This window comes from Sporolactobacillus laevolacticus DSM 442 (assembly GCF_000497245.1).
GTDB classification, from domain to species: Bacteria; Bacillota; Bacilli; order Bacillales; family Sporolactobacillaceae; genus Sporolactobacillus; species Sporolactobacillus laevolacticus.
Window position 1 is genome coordinate 12,853 of the sequence record NZ_AWTC01000010.1, and the last position, 17,639, is coordinate 30,491.

At 45.7% G+C, this 17,639-nt stretch carries 17 protein-coding genes and 3 riboswitches; of the genes, 3 read left to right on the forward strand and 14 right to left on the reverse strand.

Annotated elements, in window-relative coordinates; all coding sequences use genetic code 11:
- The first annotated feature begins 21 nt into the window (after positions 1-21).
- A complete protein-coding gene (hemE, locus tag P343_RS29570) occupies positions 22-1,044 on the forward strand; it encodes a uroporphyrinogen decarboxylase (protein WP_023510465.1) in 1,023 nt (340 codons plus the stop codon).
- Positions 1,045-1,262: 218 nt separating this feature from the next.
- Here the strand turns inward: hemE and hemL are convergent, their stop codons facing one another.
- From hemL to P343_RS29640, 14 genes are all read right to left on the reverse strand, one after another.
- The gene (gene hemL, locus P343_RS29575) at positions 1,263-2,555 is read right to left on the reverse strand and encodes a glutamate-1-semialdehyde 2,1-aminomutase (protein WP_023510466.1); all 1,293 of its coding nucleotides are present in this window, start codon (positions 2,553-2,555) and stop codon (positions 1,263-1,265) included.
- A complete protein-coding gene (gene hemB / locus P343_RS29580) occupies positions 2,556-3,545 on the reverse strand; it encodes a porphobilinogen synthase (RefSeq protein ID WP_023510467.1) in 990 nt (329 codons plus the stop codon).
- Positions 3,529-4,347, reverse strand: a complete 819-nt coding sequence (locus tag P343_RS29585; RefSeq protein WP_023510468.1) for a uroporphyrinogen-III synthase — start codon at positions 4,345-4,347, stop codon at positions 3,529-3,531. Before P343_RS29585 ends, hemB begins: the two co-directional genes overlap by 17 nt.
- Positions 4,337-5,272: a hydroxymethylbilane synthase gene (hemC, locus tag P343_RS29590; protein ID WP_031264010.1), complete on the reverse strand. Its 936-nt coding sequence runs from the start codon at positions 5,270-5,272 to the stop codon at positions 4,337-4,339. The genes P343_RS29585 and hemC overlap by 11 nt, the downstream gene beginning before the upstream one ends.
- Before the next feature lie 55 nt (positions 5,273-5,327).
- Entirely contained in the window at positions 5,328-6,695 is a 1,368-nt protein-coding gene (gene hemA, locus P343_RS29595) for a glutamyl-tRNA reductase (protein ID WP_023510470.1), read from the reverse strand.
- A gap of 256 nt (positions 6,696-6,951) precedes the next feature.
- Positions 6,952-7,422 carry a 6,7-dimethyl-8-ribityllumazine synthase gene (gene ribH, locus P343_RS29600; RefSeq protein WP_023510471.1) on the reverse strand — a complete coding sequence of 157 codons (471 nt, stop codon included), beginning with the start codon at positions 7,420-7,422 and terminating at the stop codon, positions 6,952-6,954.
- 107 nt (positions 7,423-7,529) lie between these two features.
- Positions 7,530-8,723, reverse strand: coding sequence for a bifunctional 3,4-dihydroxy-2-butanone-4-phosphate synthase/GTP cyclohydrolase II (locus tag P343_RS29605; RefSeq protein ID WP_023510472.1), 1,194 nt, complete (start codon positions 8,721-8,723; stop codon positions 7,530-7,532).
- A gap of 17 nt (positions 8,724-8,740) precedes the next feature.
- Positions 8,741-9,397 carry a riboflavin synthase gene (gene ribE, locus P343_RS29610; protein WP_023510473.1) on the reverse strand — a complete coding sequence of 219 codons (657 nt, stop codon included), beginning with the start codon at positions 9,395-9,397 and terminating at the stop codon, positions 8,741-8,743.
- Positions 9,379-10,491 (reverse strand): bifunctional diaminohydroxyphosphoribosylaminopyrimidine deaminase/5-amino-6-(5-phosphoribosylamino)uracil reductase RibD, encoded by a 1,113-nt coding sequence (gene ribD / locus P343_RS29615; RefSeq protein WP_023510474.1) that lies wholly within the window; start codon positions 10,489-10,491, stop codon positions 9,379-9,381. The genes ribE and ribD overlap by 19 nt, the downstream gene beginning before the upstream one ends.
- 192 nt (positions 10,492-10,683) lie before the next feature.
- A riboswitch (FMN riboswitch) is annotated at positions 10,684-10,828 on the reverse strand.
- 301 nt (positions 10,829-11,129) lie between these two features.
- Positions 11,130-11,750, reverse strand: coding sequence for a precorrin-2 dehydrogenase/sirohydrochlorin ferrochelatase family protein (locus tag P343_RS29620; RefSeq protein WP_023510475.1), 621 nt, complete (start codon positions 11,748-11,750; stop codon positions 11,130-11,132).
- Entirely contained in the window at positions 11,725-12,474 is a 750-nt protein-coding gene (locus tag P343_RS29625) for a sirohydrochlorin chelatase (protein WP_023510476.1), read from the reverse strand. Before P343_RS29625 ends, P343_RS29620 begins: the two co-directional genes overlap by 26 nt.
- The gene (gene cobA / locus P343_RS29630) at positions 12,474-13,247 is read right to left on the reverse strand and encodes a uroporphyrinogen-III C-methyltransferase (RefSeq protein ID WP_023510477.1); all 774 of its coding nucleotides are present in this window, start codon (positions 13,245-13,247) and stop codon (positions 12,474-12,476) included. The genes P343_RS29625 and cobA overlap by 1 nt, the downstream gene beginning before the upstream one ends.
- Before the next feature lie 11 nt (positions 13,248-13,258).
- On the reverse strand, positions 13,259-13,477 hold the full coding sequence (locus tag P343_RS29635; RefSeq protein WP_023510478.1) for a DUF3906 family protein: 219 nt from the start codon (positions 13,475-13,477) through the stop codon (positions 13,259-13,261).
- Positions 13,478-13,497: 20 nt separating this feature from the next.
- Positions 13,498-15,117 carry a nitrite/sulfite reductase gene (locus P343_RS29640; protein WP_023510479.1) on the reverse strand — a complete coding sequence of 540 codons (1,620 nt, stop codon included), beginning with the start codon at positions 15,115-15,117 and terminating at the stop codon, positions 13,498-13,500.
- A gap of 93 nt (positions 15,118-15,210) precedes the next feature.
- A riboswitch (SAM riboswitch) is annotated at positions 15,211-15,328 on the reverse strand.
- Between the two features lie 160 nt (positions 15,329-15,488).
- A riboswitch (SAM riboswitch) is annotated at positions 15,489-15,597 on the forward strand.
- Positions 15,598-15,834: 237 nt separating this feature from the next.
- On the opposite strand from P343_RS29640, the gene P343_RS29645 reads away from it, so the two are divergent.
- Both P343_RS29645 and P343_RS29650 read left to right on the forward strand, forming a co-directional pair.
- A complete protein-coding gene (locus P343_RS29645; protein ID WP_023510480.1) occupies positions 15,835-17,187 on the forward strand; it encodes a YeiH family protein in 1,353 nt (450 codons plus the stop codon).
- Between the two features lie 79 nt (positions 17,188-17,266).
- Positions 17,267-17,635, forward strand: coding sequence for a glycosyltransferase family protein (locus tag P343_RS29650; protein ID WP_023510481.1), 369 nt, complete (start codon positions 17,267-17,269; stop codon positions 17,633-17,635).
- Positions 17,636-17,639: the final 4 nt, after the last annotated feature.

The following is a 17,639-nucleotide window of genomic DNA, read 5'->3' on the forward strand; positions in this document are numbered from 1 at the left end:
ACTTTGAAAAGGATGAGTTAATTGTTTAATGATGTATTTCTGAAAGCGTGCCGAAAAGAGGCTGTCCCTTACACACCCGTATGGTTCATGAGACAGGCAGGTCGCTATCAGGCTGAATATAGAGCCATTCGCGAACGTTATTCTTTTTTTGAGATCAGCCACCATCCGGAACTATGTGCACAGGTTACCCGGCTTCCGGTTGAGAAACTCGGAGTTGACGCAGCCATCCTCTTTGCCGATATCATGACGCCGCTAAAGGCAAGAGGAATAGAGGTTGAAATTGTTGAGGGTGTTGGACCTGTATTAAATCAACCGATCCGATCCGGAGCTGACTTTGCTCAATGGAAGCAACTGGATCCTGCTCGCGATCTTCCTTTTGTTTTGGATACAGTTGAGTTGCTGCATCAGCAGTTGAATGTTCCGTTAATCGGTTTTGCCGGTGCGCCATTTACTTTAGCCAGTTATCTGATTGAAGGCGGACCGTCCAAGAATTATCATAAGACAAAGGCATTTATGTATACCCATCCGGAAGACTGGGCGGCACTCATGGACGACTTGGCGGATATGACGCTGAACTATTTACAGGCGCAAATCCGGGCAGGCGCTCAGGCCGTGCAAATTTTTGATTCCTGGGTAGGCGCGCTAGGCGAAAAAGATTATCAAATCTACATTGCGCCAACAATGGCAAAAATCTTTACTGAACTGAAAAAAACCGGAGCGGTAAGCCTGTATTTTGCTGCGGGAGCAGGCCATCTTCTAAATGAATGGAATAAGCTCCCTGTTGATGTACTATCCATCGATTGGCGTACCTCTGCAGACGATCTGGACAGGCTGCAAATCTCAAAGGCGATTCAAGGAAATCTTGATCCTTCGCTGCTGCTTGCCCCGCTGCCGATTCTTAAGGAACGCGCAAAAACTTTATTAGACCAACTAAGTAATCGACCGGGCTATATTTTCAATCTCGGTCATGGCGTTTTCCCGGAAGTCAGTGAAGAGAATTTGCGGGAACTGACAAAATTCGTTCATCATTATCCAAAAGTTTAAGATCATGAACAAGAAAATAAGCATTAGAAAACTTGGCTTTGCCAAGCCTATGACTAAGGCGAAGTCATAGTTGCACTTATACTATAATCCTTAAAATTAAATACTTTCCTATAGTATAAAAAATCCGGACCGTAAATTTGTCCGGATTTAATCGTTCACTGGATCAGGGCAACCTTTTCCAGTTTTTCTTTTTAAGTAGTAATTCATCTTTTTAAGCGTCAAGATTCAGCAATTTCACGAAACGCGTATTCGGCAGCCTTGATCGTTTTTTCAATATCATCCATTGAATGCTTCGTTGAGAGAAAAACCCCTTCAAACTGCGAAGGCGGAAGCGAGATCCCTTGTTCGATCATCGCTGTAAAATATTTTTTAAAATGATCCAGATTGGATGACTTCGATCTTTTATAATTAATAACCTTCTGATCCGTGAAGAAAATACCCATCATGGCGCCTGCCTGGTTCACGGTTAAAGGAATACCATACTTTGCTGCCGCTGATCGGTACCCATCAGCCAAACGATCTGCTTTTTCACGGAACGCGACATAATCTTCCGGTTTCAGCTGTGACAGGGTCATGTAACCGGCAGCCATGGCTAGAGGATTTCCTGAAAGTGTTCCGGCTTGATAGACTGGTCCCTCCGGCGCAACCTGTTTCATAATTTCACGTTTGCCGCCATATGCGCCAACCGGAAGTCCGCCGCCAATCACTTTCCCCAGCGTAGTTAGGTCAGGCGTAACACCAAAGTAACCTTGCGCACAATGATAGGCAACACGGAACCCGGTCATTACTTCATCAAAAATGAGCAGCGAACCATATTCATTCGTAATTGCTCTTAGAGATTCCAGAAAACCTGGGATCGGTGGAACGACGCCCATATTGCCTGCCACAGGCTCGACAATGACACAAGCGATATCCTTTCCAAACTGTTTGAAAACTTCTGCGACGCTTTCAGCATCATTATAGGGAACGGTTAGTGTATCCTTTGCCAGTTGGGCGGGAACACCAGGACTATCCGGCAATCCGAGTGTCGCTACTCCTGAACCTGCTTTGATCAGCAGCGAATCAGCACTGCCATGGTAACTGCCTTCAAATTTCAGAATTTTGTCTCGACCAGTGTACCCGCGAGCGAGACGTATCGCGCTCATCGTGGCTTCTGTTCCGGAATTAACCATTCGAACCATTTCTATTGATGGTACACGGTTAATAACGAGCTCCGCCAATTTAGACTCCAACACATGCGGTGCGCCGAAACTGAGCCCTTTCGCTGCCGTTTGCTTTACATATTCTACGACCTTCTCATCGGAATGCCCGAGAATCAGCGGTCCCCAACTCAGCACATAATCAATATATTCATTTCCATCGAGATCATAGACCTTCGATCCCTTGCCATGGTCCATGTAAATCGGATCTAAGTCAACCGACGGAAACGAACGGACCGGGCTGTTGACCCCGCCCGGCATCAAGGGCTTTGCTTCTTTGTATGCAGCAATGGATTTGCTGAAATCCATCATTCACCCTTCTTCCTGGAGCCAGCGAACAGCGTCTTTGGCATGATAGGTAATAATCATATCGGCACCGGCACGTTTCATCGCGGTCAGCGACTCAAGAACAACTGCTCTCTCATCGATCCAGCCATTCAGGGCTGCGGCCTTTACCATCGCATATTCCCCGCTCACATTGTAAGCGACAAGCGGCAGATTCACTTGATTGCGCACATCTCGCAGTACATCAAGATACGGAAGCGCTGGTTTAACAATAATAAAGTCGGCGCCTTCTCGAACATCAGATTCTGCTTCCCTAAGCGCCTCGCGACGGTTGGCAGGATCCATCTGATATGTTTTCCGATTGCCAAATTTCGGTGCACTCTCAGCAGCATCGCGGAACGGGCCGAAGAAAGCCGATGCATATTTTACTGCATAAGACATAATCGGAATCTGCGTGAAGCCGGCTTCATCAAGAGCTTGACGGATCGCAGCAACAAACCCGTCCATCATATTTGAAGGGGCAATGATATCCGCACCAGCTTCAGCCTGTGACACAGCAGTTTTGGCAAGATAGGTAAGGCTTTCATCATTATCCACATCACCATCATGAATAATACCGCAATGCCCGTGATCCGTGTATTCGCACATGCACGTATCCGCAATGACGACCAAGTCCGGATACTTTTCCTTTGTCTGGCGAATCGCCTGCTGTACAATACCCTGTTCATCATACGCACCTGAACCGAAGGCATCCTTCTTTTTTGGAATACCAAAGAACATGATGGACGGAATCCCGAGAGAGGTCACTTCCTTCAATTCCTCATCAAGGCGGTCAAGCGAGTACTGATACACACCTGGCATTGAAGGAATTTCGGATTTGATGTTGCTCCCCTCTTCAGTCACAAAAATAGGATAGATGAAATCTGATGGCCGCAGAAATGTTTCCCGCACCATATTTCTGATAGCAGGAGTTCGCCTAAGCCGGCGGTGACGATCAAATTCAAGATTGCTGTTCATTGCAATGACTTCCTTCTTTATTAGAATAGTAGTTTGCCAGCGCGTCAATCATATCGACAGCTGTAAATCGAGCCGGAATAACGTCTGGGGAATTGCCGAGTGTTTTAAGTGCCTGCGCAGTGGTCGATCCAATCACTGCAATCGTACATCTTTTCATTGCGCCGCGCCATACGCCCTCTGTCAAAAGTTCAGTAAAAAAACGAACTGCGGATGGGCTTGTAAACGTGATCGCGGATAAATGCCCCGATTCGATAATATTCTGAAGTCGAGGTTGAGCGGAGCGGTTCGCTACAGTCTGATAGAGGACACAACTTGTTACCTTGATTCCCAAATATCTAAGTCTTTCAAGCCATGTCGTGTCTGATAATGATCCTAGCGGAACGGCTACTCGGCTGGCTTGTAATCGTCCATCATTAAAAGCTTTCAACAAACCTTGCACAGTAAACGTCTCAGGTATAAAGTCAGCCTGGAGTCCATGGGTCTTGAGCTGTTCAGCGGTTTTTTTACCGACAACTGCCAGTCTGACTCCGCGTAGCTGTTCGACGTGATCCAAAACGCGTATAAAATAATCTACACTATTCTGGCTCGTCAAAATCACCCAGTCCGCCTGCTTAACGGACTTAAGCCAGTTTTTCTGCTCTTCTAAAGTAAGCGGCGTCTGGCGATAATCGATAAGCGGAACATGAACAGCCTCCCCGCCATATGCGTGAATTCTGGCGCACATGGCAGCGGACTGATGCTGCGCACGAGTAACCAGCACCTGCTTTCCCTTTAAGAGTGCCGGCAAGTTTTCATCTTGCATCAGTATCACTTTCCGTTCCAAGGTCCGACAAAATCTTTCCTGCTCCTTGAACCAGCAAATCTTCTGCCGCCATAATTCCGAGTGCTTCAGGCTGATCGCCTAAACGGCTGGTCTTTAACAGCTTTGTCCCATCCGCTGAAGCAACGAGACCGCTCATAGCCAGCATGCCGTCCTTCCGCCGGTCACAGAATGCGGCGATCGGAACCTGGCAGCCGCCATTTAACCGTTTCAGAAAAGAACGCTCCGCACGAACGGTGACCGCTGTTTCTTCGTTATTAATTGTTTCAAGCAATGCTTTCAGTTCGATATCCGACGACCTGCACTCAATCGCCAGTGCGCCTTGTCCAACGGCCGGAAGCATAAGATCGAATGGGAGATTTTCGCCTTTTTCCTCCACACCTAACCGCTTCATTCCTGCCGCAGCAAGAACGATAGCGTCAAAGTCGCCGGATTTCAGCCGTGCAATCCGCGAATCCACATTTCCGCGCAGCGAACGGATGGTAAGATCTGGCCGGATATTCAGAATTTGTGCGGCACGGCGTAGGCTGCTTGTTCCGACGACAGCCCCTGGTGAAAGTTCCTCAAGCTTTTTGTATTCACGGGAAATTAGTACATCATGCGGATCTTCACGCTTAGGAATTGATGCAATCTCTAGACCCTGCGGTAATTCAGCGGGCATATCTTTCATGCTGTGAACTGCAAAATCAATTGATCCGTCTAACAAAGCTCGCTCAATTTCTTTCACAAATAATCCTTTCCCGCCAATCTTGGATAACGTCACATCTAGAATCCGGTCACCTTTCGTGACAATATGCTTTATATCGAAGGAAAAGTGATCAGACTTGCTCGAAAGACTCTTGATGACCATACCGCTCTGAATCAAAGCGAGCTTGCTCTTCCTTGATCCAACTTGAATTGTTCTCATTTCGTAGCCCCATTTCTTTCTTGACAGGCAGTTCTCTAAATCATCAGGCAAACGTTCAGCCGCCGTGGATCGTCCGTTGATGAACGTCTTCTTCAAGCTCTCCATCTGGGAGCACCTTTAACTCCCGCACCTGTTCAGATTTTTCTGAACGTTCCACGCCATCTGCGATATTAAAAATTTCTGCAAAATGATCAATCGCGTGTTTGCCATGCTCACAGCAAGCGAGTTCCTTAATATTATTGATCGGATCACGAAGCAATTGGTTGATCATACTTTTCGCCTGCTTACTGATGACCTTGCGTTCCTGTTCTGTCATCTCGGGCAGCTTATTTTCAATACGTTTCATCGTCTCCGAATGAATTGAGAGTGCTTTTTTCCGCAGTGCCGAAATCACAGGAACAACGCCAAGTGTGTGCAGCCATTCTGTGTATTTGGCTTGCTGCTGATCAATCAAGCGCTCAATCTGAAAAGCTGCGTTTCTGCGTGCTTCCTGATTGCTGTCGATAATTCTCTCCAGATCATCAATATCAAACAGATGAACCCCCTCTAGCCGGGCTAGTTCAGGATCAATATTTCGCGGAACACCGACATCGACCAGAATCAGCGGACGCTTTCCACGCCTTGCAAGAAGCGGCAAAAGTTTTGCTTCGGTGATCAGAAATTCAGGAGCTGAGGTTGATGTGAAGACAATGTCACTTCTCTCAATCCACGCATCCAATGCATCGAGTTCTGCCGCCTGTCCTTCAAATTGCTGCGCTAGGAGGTCAGCTTTATCCTTCGTTCGGTTCATCACCGTCAAATTACGGATTCCGCTGCCGGCTAGATGCTTTAGCGCCAGCCTGCTCATATCGCCCGCACCAATCATCAGTACTGATTTATCTTCAAGCGGTCCAAAAGTGTCGTCAAGCAGCTTCACAGCTGCATAACTCACCGATACCGGGTGATCATTGATTTGTGTTTCATCCTGTGCACGTTTGGCTAAGGTTATCGCCTCTTTGAACAGTTCATTGAAGAATGTTCCGGTCGTTCCCGATTGCTGGGCGGTTAGAAAACTCGTCTTTACCTGACCGAGAATCTGCGTCTCACCAAGGATCATTGAGTCTAATCCACAAGCAACCCGAAATAAATGACGGATCGCTTCCTGGTCTTCTTTGATCACCAGATAGGGTAATAGAGTCTCGGGGGGCATCTTAAACCAATCGACAAAAAACTTCTTACTATAATATCGGCCAGTGTGCAACTGATCGCAAACGATATAGAGTTCTGTCCGGTTACACGTAGACAGGATCACATCTTCAAAAATGCTTTTCGTTTCTCTTAATTCAGTTAGTGCTTGTTCTAAAGCTGATGGTTGAAAGGTCAGTTTTTCTCTGATTTTCACCGGAGTGTTTCGATGATTGACTCCAATTGTCAGAATGTGCATGAAACGACTTCCTCCGATCTCATTTGTTCAATGGTGAAGCTTCATCGAACAATATGGACGTAACTTAACCAAGTCCATTTAACCTCTCAAAAGTAACAAATCAGAGAGGCAAAATCAAAGTATTTGCGTTATTAAAGTGACATTTATCACTCATTGTCACAAAATGTTCAAACTTTCTCAAACCGTATTTCCAGTTATGATTCAACCAATAATGAAAAGGACAGGAAAAGGATAGCAAATGACAAGGGAAAATTAATCATTGCTCGATAAGACGGTTCAAATTAGCCATTTCGATACCACCGACAGCTGCATCCCATCCTTTATTGCCTGCTTTTGTACCCGCGCGTTCAACTGCCTGCTCAATGTTTTCTGTTGTAACAATACCAAACATGACAGGAACGCCGGTTTCGAGTCCGGCATGGGCAATACCCTTGGAAACTTCGTTGCAGACATAATCATAGTGTGACGTAGCTCCTCGAATGACCGCGCCAAGAGCAAGTACCGTGTCGTAACGTCCTGCTGCCGCCATTTTTTTAGCGATAAGCGGGATTTCGAATGCTCCGGGAACCCAAGCAATATCAATATCCGCTTCGCTAACACCATGACGTCTCAGTGCATCCTGCGCACCTGATAACAGTTTATTCGTAATAAATTCATTAAAGCGGCTAACAACGATTCCAACTTTTAATCCTTTACCAATTAAATGACCTTCAAATGTTTGTCCCATTAAATGAATCTCCTTTTTCATTTCATAAATTGTTTTTTAGTTCAAGAGACAGCGGATAGGAATCCTATCCTTTGTGAACGAACGATGCTGAGCCTACTTTTGGATCATCAGAATGACATATGAAGCAGATGGCCCATTTTTTCTGCTTTCGTACGTAGATAGCGTTTGTTCGTCTCATTAGCCGCTATTTCGAGAGGTATCCGTTCAATTTGGCTTATTCCGTACTGTTTCAGTCCGTCAATTTTGAGTGGATTATTCGTCAAAAGCTGCACATTGGTGATTCCGAGATCGGCTAATATTTCTGCAGCTGAGCCATAGTCACGCATGTCCGCTGGAAAACCAAGATGTTCATTCGCTTCGATCGTGTCATCACCGGCTTCCTGTAGTTTATAAGCTTTTAATTTGTTCAGCAGACCGATTCCTCGCCCTTCCTGACGCAAATAAATGACAACACCTTTTCCGTGCTGCTCAATCGCGTGCAGGGCAGCATGGAGCTGCGGACCACAATCACAACGTTCAGAGCCGAACACATCACCTGTCAGACATTCCGAATGCAGACGAACAAGTGTCGGCTCATTTCCAGCGATCTGACCCTTAACGATGGCTATATGTTCTTTCCCATCAAGCGTTCCCTTATAGCCAATTGCACGAAAGTGTCCGTATTCTGTAGGCAGATCAACGTCCACAATACGTTCAACCTGGTGCTTTCTCCGATAATCGATCAAATCTTTCACCGTGATAATTTTCAGATCAAATTTTTCAGCCATTTTCTCAAGTTCGGGGAGGCGTGCCATCCTGCCGTCTTCGCGTAGAATTTCACATATTATAGCTGCCGGTTTAGCTCCTGCCAGCTCAGCAAGATCAATTGCTGCTTCAGTATGACCGTTTCGTTCAAGCACACCGCCTTTACGAGCGATTAGTGGAAAAACATGACCAGGACGGTGAAAGTCTTCCGGCTTAGCATCATCCGAAATGATCGCCTGAATCGTCGCCGATCTTTCAAAAGCGCTAATACCTGTCTTTACGGATCGGTGGTCAACACTAGCAGTAAACGCTGTTTCATGATTATCGGTGTTTTTTTCAACCATCGGTTCAAATCCGAGCGACTGAGCTAATGAAAATCCAATCGGCGTGCATAGCAACCCTTTACCATGCGTTACCATAAAGTTGATAACCTCAGGTGTCGCATGCTCAGCCAGTGCAATCAGGTCCCCTTCGTTTTCCCTGCTCTCATCATCACAAACAATCACTACTTTTCCATTTTTTAAGTCCTGTACAGCTTCCTCAATAGAAGACAACATGTCTTACACCTCCATAATTAATTGATAAACCCGTTTGCTTGAAGTGTTTCATAGGTCAAATCCTTTTTTACGGGCCGTGGTTTTTTCTCTGTTTCCTGCTGATTCTGAACATATCTTTGAAGCACATCGCATTCGATATTAACCAGGTCTCCGATTTTTTTATCGCCTAAAATCGTTTGGCCCGATGTATGCGGAATCAGTGAAACAGTCAACATCCGCGATTCCGCCCCAAACACAGTCAAACTCGTACCGTCAATCGCAACCGATCCTTTTACCACAATATGAGGCAGAAGACCTGACGCTATTTGTATGTTGAGATAGTGGGCGTTCCCTTTAGCCACAATCCGGACAATTCTGCCGACACTATCCACATGACCGGTCATAAAATGTCCTCCATAACGGCCAGACGCCTGCATTGCACGTTCAAGATTCACCGGATCGTTCAGCTTCAGATCTTTAAGCGTTGTCGATTTGATCGTCTCCGGCATCACATCGACTGTAAAAGCTGCGCTAGAAAATCTGCTCACTGTAACGCAAACGCCATTGACAGCAATACTATCACCGACAGACACGTCTTCAAGAATGTGTTTCGCCCTGATCGACAACTGGACTGCATTCGGACGCTTCGTGACTGAAGAGACACGTCCAATTTCTTCTACCAATCCTGTAAACACGATGAACACTCCTTCTCCGGTATCGCGGTAATCTTGAGATCGCCACCTATATTTTCTACACGTTCTATGGACAACTTAGCCGCCTCAGCAAGATGTTCGATTCCGGATCCTCCAACTGCCGGAATTGCCTCTGTCCCGCCAATTAATTTCGGCGCCAGGTAAGCAATCAAACGATCAAACGACCTGCTCTTAACAAAACTACCGTGAACGGTCGCTCCTCCTTCAACCAATAGAGAAGTTATCCCTTTCTCACCCAACAAAGCCAGAAGTTTCCTGACATCAATTTTCTCTTCCGGTAGTTGAAAAATATCTATATGTCCATGATTGAGCCGTTCAGCCTTCTTCTCATCAATGGTATTTCCTGTCACAATCCATGTCGGTGCGGCGCTGTCTGTCACTAATCTGGCTTCTTCAGGAATACGCAGATGCGTGTCGAGCACGACGCGAATCGGCTGGTGTGCCTCATCATTTAACCGGACGGTCAGTTGTGGATCATCAGCCAAAACGGTTCCAATGCCGACCAAAATCGCATCATGCTGTTCTCGCAACGCATGGACGTCATGTCGGGACTGGTCATTTGTAATCCACTTGCTCTCCCCTATTGATGTAGCTGTTTTCCCATCCAGAGTGCTCGCTATTTTCAGCGTGACAAACGGCGCACCTGTACGGATATAATGGAAAAAGAAGGGATTGAGTGCGTCCGCCTCTTTCTTCATGACTCCTGTATCCACTGTAATTCCAGCCTGTCTCATCCGCTCTATACCTTTCCCGGAAACAAGCGGATTTGGATCACGAGAGGCAATAACTACTCTTTTCAGCTTTTTTTTAATGATCAGATCAGCACATGGTGGCGTTCTTCCAAAATGAGAACAAGGTTCAAGTGTGACATACATAACCCCGCCTTCTGCCCGGTCCCCTGCCATGCGAAGGGCATTCACTTCTGCGTGCGCCTCTCCCGCTTTCAGATGTGCACCCACACCGACGACGCTGCCGTGATTGACAACAACCGCACCAACCGCTGGATTTGGGCTTGTCTGACCTCTCGTCATTTGAGCAAGGTGAATCGCCAGTTCCATATAATCCTTATCTTGCAAGCTTCACACCTCCATAAAAATGTTTAAAGAAAAAACGAACCCCTCGAAGATTTATTCTTCGAGGGGTTATCTATAACCATAAATAAATTAAATGCAGAACAAAGAAAGCGTTACATCTCCACGAATTTAACGAGTAAACAGACACCTTGTTTACTGAAAATTAAATCAGTGCTCATTCAGACGTACACTTTTTTCATCCTTCTCCCATCCAGACTGTACTGTCGGCTTCAGCTTCTCACTGAATCAACCGTTTGCCAAAAAGGCAACCGGGTCGCGGGCTTACGTTTATAAACGAATCACCGCCGGTTGGGACTTTCACCCGACCCCGAAGGATAATACTTACTATGAAATTGTCTCTAGTATAGCACACAACTTGCAAATCAAGTAGCAGGAGACATTTGGATTCCGTACTTTCAAACCATAAGTACCGGATAATCAATTACTTAAGGACGCTTCCTTTTATAAAATAGAATTGGTTATTTCTTATAACTATCGTTTTTCGAACTATTGAAAAACACCAATTTCCGGCTCAAAACAAAGTGCCTCAACCTTATATATCAAAGATTCAATGGTCTTTTCTCTATTATTGCTAATGGAGAATGTTTCCGAGGTTACTACTCATGATCGTTAGTTCTCAGCTATTGATTTTTAATCCACTCATCAAGATTCTTAAGGAGTTCGATCTGCTCGTTTCGATGAAGATATTTTGACTGGAGCACATTTTTCAGACAGGTTTTTCTAAGATTACTGCTCAGATTTTTTTTTAGTATCTGCTGCCTGAATAAAAATAAAAAATCCAGATATTCTTCAACATTTCCACTCAAGTCATGTTCGATTTCGTCGCGCAGCTTTTTAGCATAATAAGGACTTGCTCCGTCTGTTGCCACAGTTATGGTCAAGCGACCGCGCCGGATCACGGCGGGTACGGAAAAGTTGCCAAGTGATGCATCACCTGCTACACAGATCAGTTGATTCGGTTGTACAGATTCAGTGATTTCAGCGTTGACTTTCTCGCTATCTGTTGCTGCGATGATTAGGAGAACGTCCTCCGAGTCTGTCCTTTTCCATTGCCGTTTTTTCCAAAGGATTACACCTTGTTCAGCCCATTCCTGCACCTGATCAGAAGCTTTTTCACAAATGACCGTGACTTGCGCACCGCAATCAATTAATGATCGGATTTTGCGGGTTGCCACATGTCCTCCACCAACGACTAAAGCAGTTTTGCCCGCCAGATTAAGATTGAGCGGATAATCGGTCATAGTCAATAGACTCCCGGATTCTTTTTCTAAGAAGATGAATCAGCGAGGGATGGTAACCAAGCGGCTTGCACAGCACAAAGGAAAACCGGTTGACACTTGTTTCTATGGATTTTCTTATCGTCCTCATCAGAATCCCGGAAAATAATAGATACGGTACAATATAGACTTTGCCTGGTCCCTGCTCCACCGCAAGTTCAAGGCCTTCCTTCAACAAAGGTTTTGCGGCCGCCATGTAGCATACGGAAACAGGAGAGATGCCTCGTTTTGCCAGCATGGCACAAATCCTTGAAAAAGCGCGTGGCGTCTCCAGATCGCTTGAACCCCTGCCGACAATTAGGATGCTGTCATTTTGTACTGAACCGCTATGCTTTTCGTGGATACGCTCTACTAGAATATCGATAATACTGTCGTCCACCCCGAAAGGACGTCCGTAAATAAAACGGACATTCGGATAGACTGCCCGTGCTTTCTCAATTTCATCAGGAATATCTCGTTTGTCATGACCTGCCGACAAAAGAAGAATCGGTTGAACAATCACGCAATCAGCGCCGTGTTTGATGCAACGGCTTATCCCTTCCTGAATGTCTGGTCTCACCAGCTCCAAATAACAAATCTGCTGAATCGGCACATTGATTTGATCCATACACTGTTTCAGAAAATGATTTGCTTGACGGACACCCTCGGCGACACGCGATCCATGGCTGACATACAAAATAGCCAGCATCAGAATACCTCCCTGAGTGTTCTTTGCTGCACCTCTTGACGTTCAAACCATTTCAGCTGCTCCCTAAGCTTCACAACCTCTCCGACTACAATCATGGACGGATTATGAATCTGCGCGCTTTCGGATACCTCACAAAGATCAATTAATGGCGCGGTCACGGTCCGCTGATGTTCCGTCGTTCCCCACTCGATAATAGCCGCCGGTGTGGACGGACTGCGACCGCCAGCAATCAATCCAGCTACAAGATGCGGAAGGGTTGACACACCCATATAGATGGCCAGCGTTTCTGCAGCAGCAAACTTCGACCAGTCTGTATTTTCCTTACTTCCTGCCTTGCAATGGCCCGTTACAAAAGCAACCGAACCGGCATAATCACGGTGTGTGACCGGAATACCTGCGTATGCAGGCGCGGCGATTCCTGCGGTAATCCCAGGTATAATTTCGAATTCGATGTTTTCTTTTGCAAGTTCAACTGCTTCTTCTCCGCCACGCCCGAAGATAAAGGGATCTCCGCCTTTCAGTCGTACAACAGTCGCATACAAACCTGCATACTTCACGAGCAGACGATTGATCCTATCTTGATTCAACGCATGCATGTGGGGCTGCTTCCCACAATAAACCAGCTTTGCGGAATGCTTGGCCTCACGAAGAAGATCTTTGTTGACCAATCTGTCGTAGAGGATCACATCCGCAGTCTGAAGAAGCCTTAGCCCTTTGACTGTTATTAGACCAGGATCCCCCGGGCCAGCTCCTACGAGATAAACCTTTCCCATGCAGCGCACCTTCATTCATAAGATTTCCGAGCCTGGATCAGATAGCCGGCTCCGGTCTTTCTAATGGTCTTTTTCTCAATCAAGGCGATATCTGTGATTTTTGGTTTTTTTAAAAAGTTATGTTGGATTTCCCGGTCCGCAATCCGGAATGCCGCCTCCTCACTCTCTGCAGCCGCGACAACCGGAATCTCTTCTTCTTCCGTGGAAACAATGAAACGATATAAGTCCATCGTCTTCTCCTCATTCCTTGTCAATTGTTGTAAGCTTTTAAAAGATCATCAAGAACAGACTGAAGCTTTTCCGTTCCCTGCCTGTTTTTAAAAGCAAAGAACGTTTCGCCATTTTCTTTTTCTTTTTTGAAATACAGCAGGAAATCTTTGAGCACATCAGAAATTAATGATGCCGCAATTCTCCCTTTTAACCGTTCATTAAAATGTCCTTCGCCGGCGAGCGACCCCCCGACGAAGAGTTCATACGCATCGACAAGTTCATTATCTTTTGTCTTCAGTTTCAGTCCCTGAATGCCTATATCGGCAATATGGCGCTGGCCACAGGAATTGGTGCAGCCCACCATATAGATCCGTACTGGCACATCTAGACTTACCTCCTTGTCCAATCGGGCAGCGATTTCTTTCATTTTATCTTTGGTGTTCGTCAGTGCGAGATTGCAGAATTCATTTCCTGTGCAGGCCATTGCATACCCGGTAAAAGGTGTCGGATGGATCGGGAACTTTTTGAAAATATCTTCGGATAGCAATCTTTCTAATTCATGATCGGGAATATTAGGGATAATCAGATTTTGAGAATTTACAGTCCTCAATTCCCCGTCACCGTAATGCTTCGCAAGTTCGGCAATCTCCAAAAAGTCGTCTGAATCGATCCGCCCCACCGGAACACTGATTCCAACATAATTAAGGCCCACCTGTTTCTGAGGATGCGCGCCAAAAAAGAAACCGCCGTTCCATCCAACGATTTCATCCTTACCCGCGGTGGGGAGTGGTCCGGTTAATTCTAAAACCTTCTCTTCAAACTTTTCGATGCCCCAGTCGGCCACCAGATATTTCAGCCTGGCTCGGGCTCTGCTCTTTCTATATCCGAAATCTCTGTAAAGCGTTGTGACCGCTTCAGCAACTTTTGTGACATGTTCGGGAGTAACGAAGACATTCAATTGTTCGGCGAGGTAAGGTTTCGCGGCAAGACCGCCACCAACTTTGACATGAAAACCCAGAACTTTTTTCCCATCAATGACTTTCGTAGCCGGTGTAAACGCGAGATCATTGATTTCCGCATGACCGGCATTATAAATATTAGCGTTGATCGATATTTTGTACTTTCTCGGCAGATTGGAAAAATCCGGATTGTCCTGAAAAAAACGATAGATTTCATTCACGGTCGGTCTTGTGTCAAAGAGTTCATCTGGATCGATCCCTGCCAATGGGTTTCCGACAACATTTCTCGGTGCATCGCCCTCCGCTTCACTCGTTGTCAGATCAACCTTTTTTAGACGATCAAAGATTTCAGGCAAATGTTCAAGCGGCACCCAGTGATACTGGATCGACTGCCTCGTTGTAATATCCAGAGTGCCTTTTTCATATTCAGCGCCGATCTCCGCCAGGGCCACCGCCTGCTCATAATTTAAGATGCCGGTCGGAATTTTTACACGCATCATGAACAAACCCTTGTCCTGGGGCTTTTGCACGGTGAGACCGGCATATTTAAAATACATGTACTGATCTTTCGGAATCGATTCAAACCCGTTTTTTGCGTACTTAGGAATGTCTTCAAAAATCGATAAGCCATCTTTTTTCAGCTTATTGATTTCGTTTTTGTTTAATTGATCATTATCCGCCCATACTTTCACGTAACTCAAAATAATCGTCCTCCTCCTGAATTGTTCATTTTTCTAATGGCATGAAAAAAAGCCTTCTCCATTCTGAATATAGGAAAGGCTTCGCTCATCATATTCCTATCTTTCAAAATGGTGGTCCATTTTGCTGGAATTAGCACCTTACAGTCATTTCACAAATTCTGCAGGTTGCCGGATGTCATCGGGCCAGTCCCTCAATCACTCTGGATAGTTATTTGGTTTTCATTAATCTTAGGATGCTTTCACATTATTGTCAATATTTCTGATCTGTTTTATCGGATATAAAAAACCTGGTTCTTATAAGTCAATAGATATTTTCTATTCCTGGTTGTTTTATTCCGATCATCATGGTAGGATAAATCCAATTTAATTGACTCTTATCGCGAGAGACGGAGGGAATTGGCCCGATGAAGTCCGGCAACCACTTTACGTTCAGTAAAGTACAGGTGCCAAATCCAACAGGACTTTCCTGAAAGATAAGGATTGAATGACACTGTTCCAGTGCCAAGCCCCTTTCTTTCGGAATGAGGCTTTTTTTAATGGATAAATAAAGAAAGTGAGATGGGTAACATGGAACAGTGCAAGATGAACTGCTGCATTTAACCCAGTAATTAGATGTGTTTTCGAAGGCTAAAGTTGATAGGAGCCATTAAACATTTTAGTAACTTTATTATTTGACTTTATCTCGGTTGTGACCATTCATTTAAGGAGGAATTATACATGTCTATTGATTTGACGTCTGAAAACAATCCGAACACGGTAAGAAAAAGCGGATGGCTTGAACTTGTCCGTAAAGAAGATTGGTTGGCAGTATGGGTCGGCTTATTTCTTGTTTTGGCAGGGATTTTGTTTTGGACAGCCGGAAGTTCAATAAAGGTGTTGACCGCGCAGATTACGAAATGGACGGATTTTCCGACCTTGGGGAGTATCCTTTCTGCCCATCTCGGCTCCATAATTTTGCTTTTCCTGACTTTTCTTATCCTGTTCTCCATCACCGCATCCTTTCTTCATATCAAAATCGGAAAATTCGCTGCAGGATTCACGCTGCTTTTTATTATCAGCGTCGCAGTCAATCTTTTCAGCTCCTGGGGATGGGCACAGCAGTATAACCTTGAGGCGCCACTCGTTGCCCTGGCTGTCGGATTAATTGTTGGAAACCTTATTCCTCTGTCCGGCTGGTTCTCATCCGCACTTCGCACTGAGCTTTATGTAAAGGTCGGCATCGTCCTATTAGGCGCAACCCTTCCCTTTACATTGATCATTCAAGCAGGACCGGTCGCTTTCCTTCAGGCTACACTTATTGCAGTCATTACTTTTCTTGTGATCTACTTTGCAGGCACTCGCTGGTTCGGGCTTGACAAGTACTTCGCCGCAACGCTTGGCGTTGGTGGTTCCGTCTGCGGCGTTTCCGCAGCGATCGCAGTCGGCGGTGCAATCAAGGCGAAAAAGGAACATGTCTCAATTTCCATTTCAATCGTTGTCATCTGGGCTGTCGCTACGATCTTCCTGCTCTCTTTGCTCATCAAATGGCTTGGCATTCCAGCTGGTCCAGCTGGCGCATGGATTGGTACTTCCGAATTCGCCGATGCAGCTGGTGTAACTGCAGCAAGTGCATTCGGTGATCACGCGCTGAACTCCTTCACGCTGATGAAAGTCATTGGCCGTGATATCTTTATCGGCGTCTGGGCCTTCATTCTCGCATTCATTTCAATTACCTTCTGGGAAAAGAAACAGACGGGAACCAAGGCAGATGCGTCCGAAATCTGGCATCGTTTTCCTAAATTTATCATTGGCTTCTTCGCTGCATCGATTCTGCTTACGGTAGTGATCGCGGCAACTTCTGTCTCAGGCCGGGCAGTGATCAGCACAGACGTGATTGCTCCGATCAAAGAATTCAGAACATGGGCGTTCACGTTTACATTCCTTTCGATCGGATTGACCACACGCTTCAAGGAACTGACCTCCTTCGGTTGGCGACCGTTCGCTGCCTTCAGTACGGGGGCAGTGGTCAATATTATTCTCGGCTATGTTCTCTCTGTTCTGATCCTCCACAACTTTTGGGCGTCGCTTTAAGTTTCCGGATCAAATCCAAGCACTGTGGGGAAATCATCCATTTCACTACAAGTGCTTACCAATTAAGGAGGTGTAACGATTGAAAAAAGATCAACTAACGTGTAAGCAAAGAGTTACGGTCACTTTTAATTTCTATCCTCAGTACCATCAATCGGATTCTGTGATCAGTCTAAAAAAATGGCATCGCCAGAAGAATAATCTAGACAGCAAGTCCATTAGGGAATTGGGGGCATTTTTGTCCGAACGCCTTGAACATATTGCCCAAATGATCGAGATTCTTCAGTCCGTACATGAACAATGGGTAGTCACGGGAAAAAGGGACAGAGTCATTCTGGAAACAGATCGTTTTGATGTTCATCTTGTGGTCAATGCTCTGGCTGAGCAAGGTTTTCTTGCCAGTGATTATCAGCTTTTCGTCGAGTATGAACGAAAATGGGGTATTCTTTAATCCT

What these genes read in the sequence shown, in the direction of transcription:
- hemL (WP_023510466.1), bottom strand. Translation starts at nt 2,555, where the DNA reads ATGATGGATTTCAGCAAATCCATTGCTGCATACAAAGAAGCAAAGCCC.
- hemB (WP_023510467.1), bottom strand. Translation starts at nt 3,545, where the DNA reads ATGAACAGCAATCTTGAATTTGATCGTCACCGCCGGCTTAGGCGAACT.
- P343_RS29585 (WP_023510468.1), bottom strand. Translation starts at nt 4,347, where the DNA reads ATGCAAGATGAAAACTTGCCGGCACTCTTAAAGGGAAAGCAGGTGCTG.
- hemC (WP_031264010.1), bottom strand. Translation starts at nt 5,272, where the DNA reads ATGAGAACAATTCAAGTTGGATCAAGGAAGAGCAAGCTCGCTTTGATT.
- hemA (WP_023510470.1), bottom strand. Translation starts at nt 6,695, where the DNA reads ATGCACATTCTGACAATTGGAGTCAATCATCGAAACACTCCGGTGAAA.
- ribH (WP_023510471.1), bottom strand. Translation starts at nt 7,422, where the DNA reads ATGGGACAAACATTTGAAGGTCATTTAATTGGTAAAGGATTAAAAGTT.
- P343_RS29605 (WP_023510472.1), bottom strand. Translation starts at nt 8,723, where the DNA reads ATGTTGTCTTCTATTGAGGAAGCTGTACAGGACTTAAAAAATGGAAAA.
- P343_RS29620 (WP_023510475.1), bottom strand. Translation starts at nt 11,750, where the DNA reads ATGACCGATTATCCGCTCAATCTTAATCTGGCGGGCAAAACTGCTTTA.
- P343_RS29625 (WP_023510476.1), bottom strand. Translation starts at nt 12,474, where the DNA reads ATGCTGGCTATTTTGTATGTCAGCCATGGATCGCGTGTCGCCGAGGGT.
- cobA (WP_023510477.1), bottom strand. Translation starts at nt 13,247, where the DNA reads ATGGGAAAGGTTTATCTCGTAGGAGCTGGCCCGGGGGATCCTGGTCTA.
- P343_RS29635 (WP_023510478.1), bottom strand. Translation starts at nt 13,477, where the DNA reads ATGGACTTATATCGTTTCATTGTTTCCACGGAAGAAGAAGAGATTCCG.
- P343_RS29645 (WP_023510480.1), top strand. Translation starts at nt 15,835, where the DNA reads ATGTCTATTGATTTGACGTCTGAAAACAATCCGAACACGGTAAGAAAA.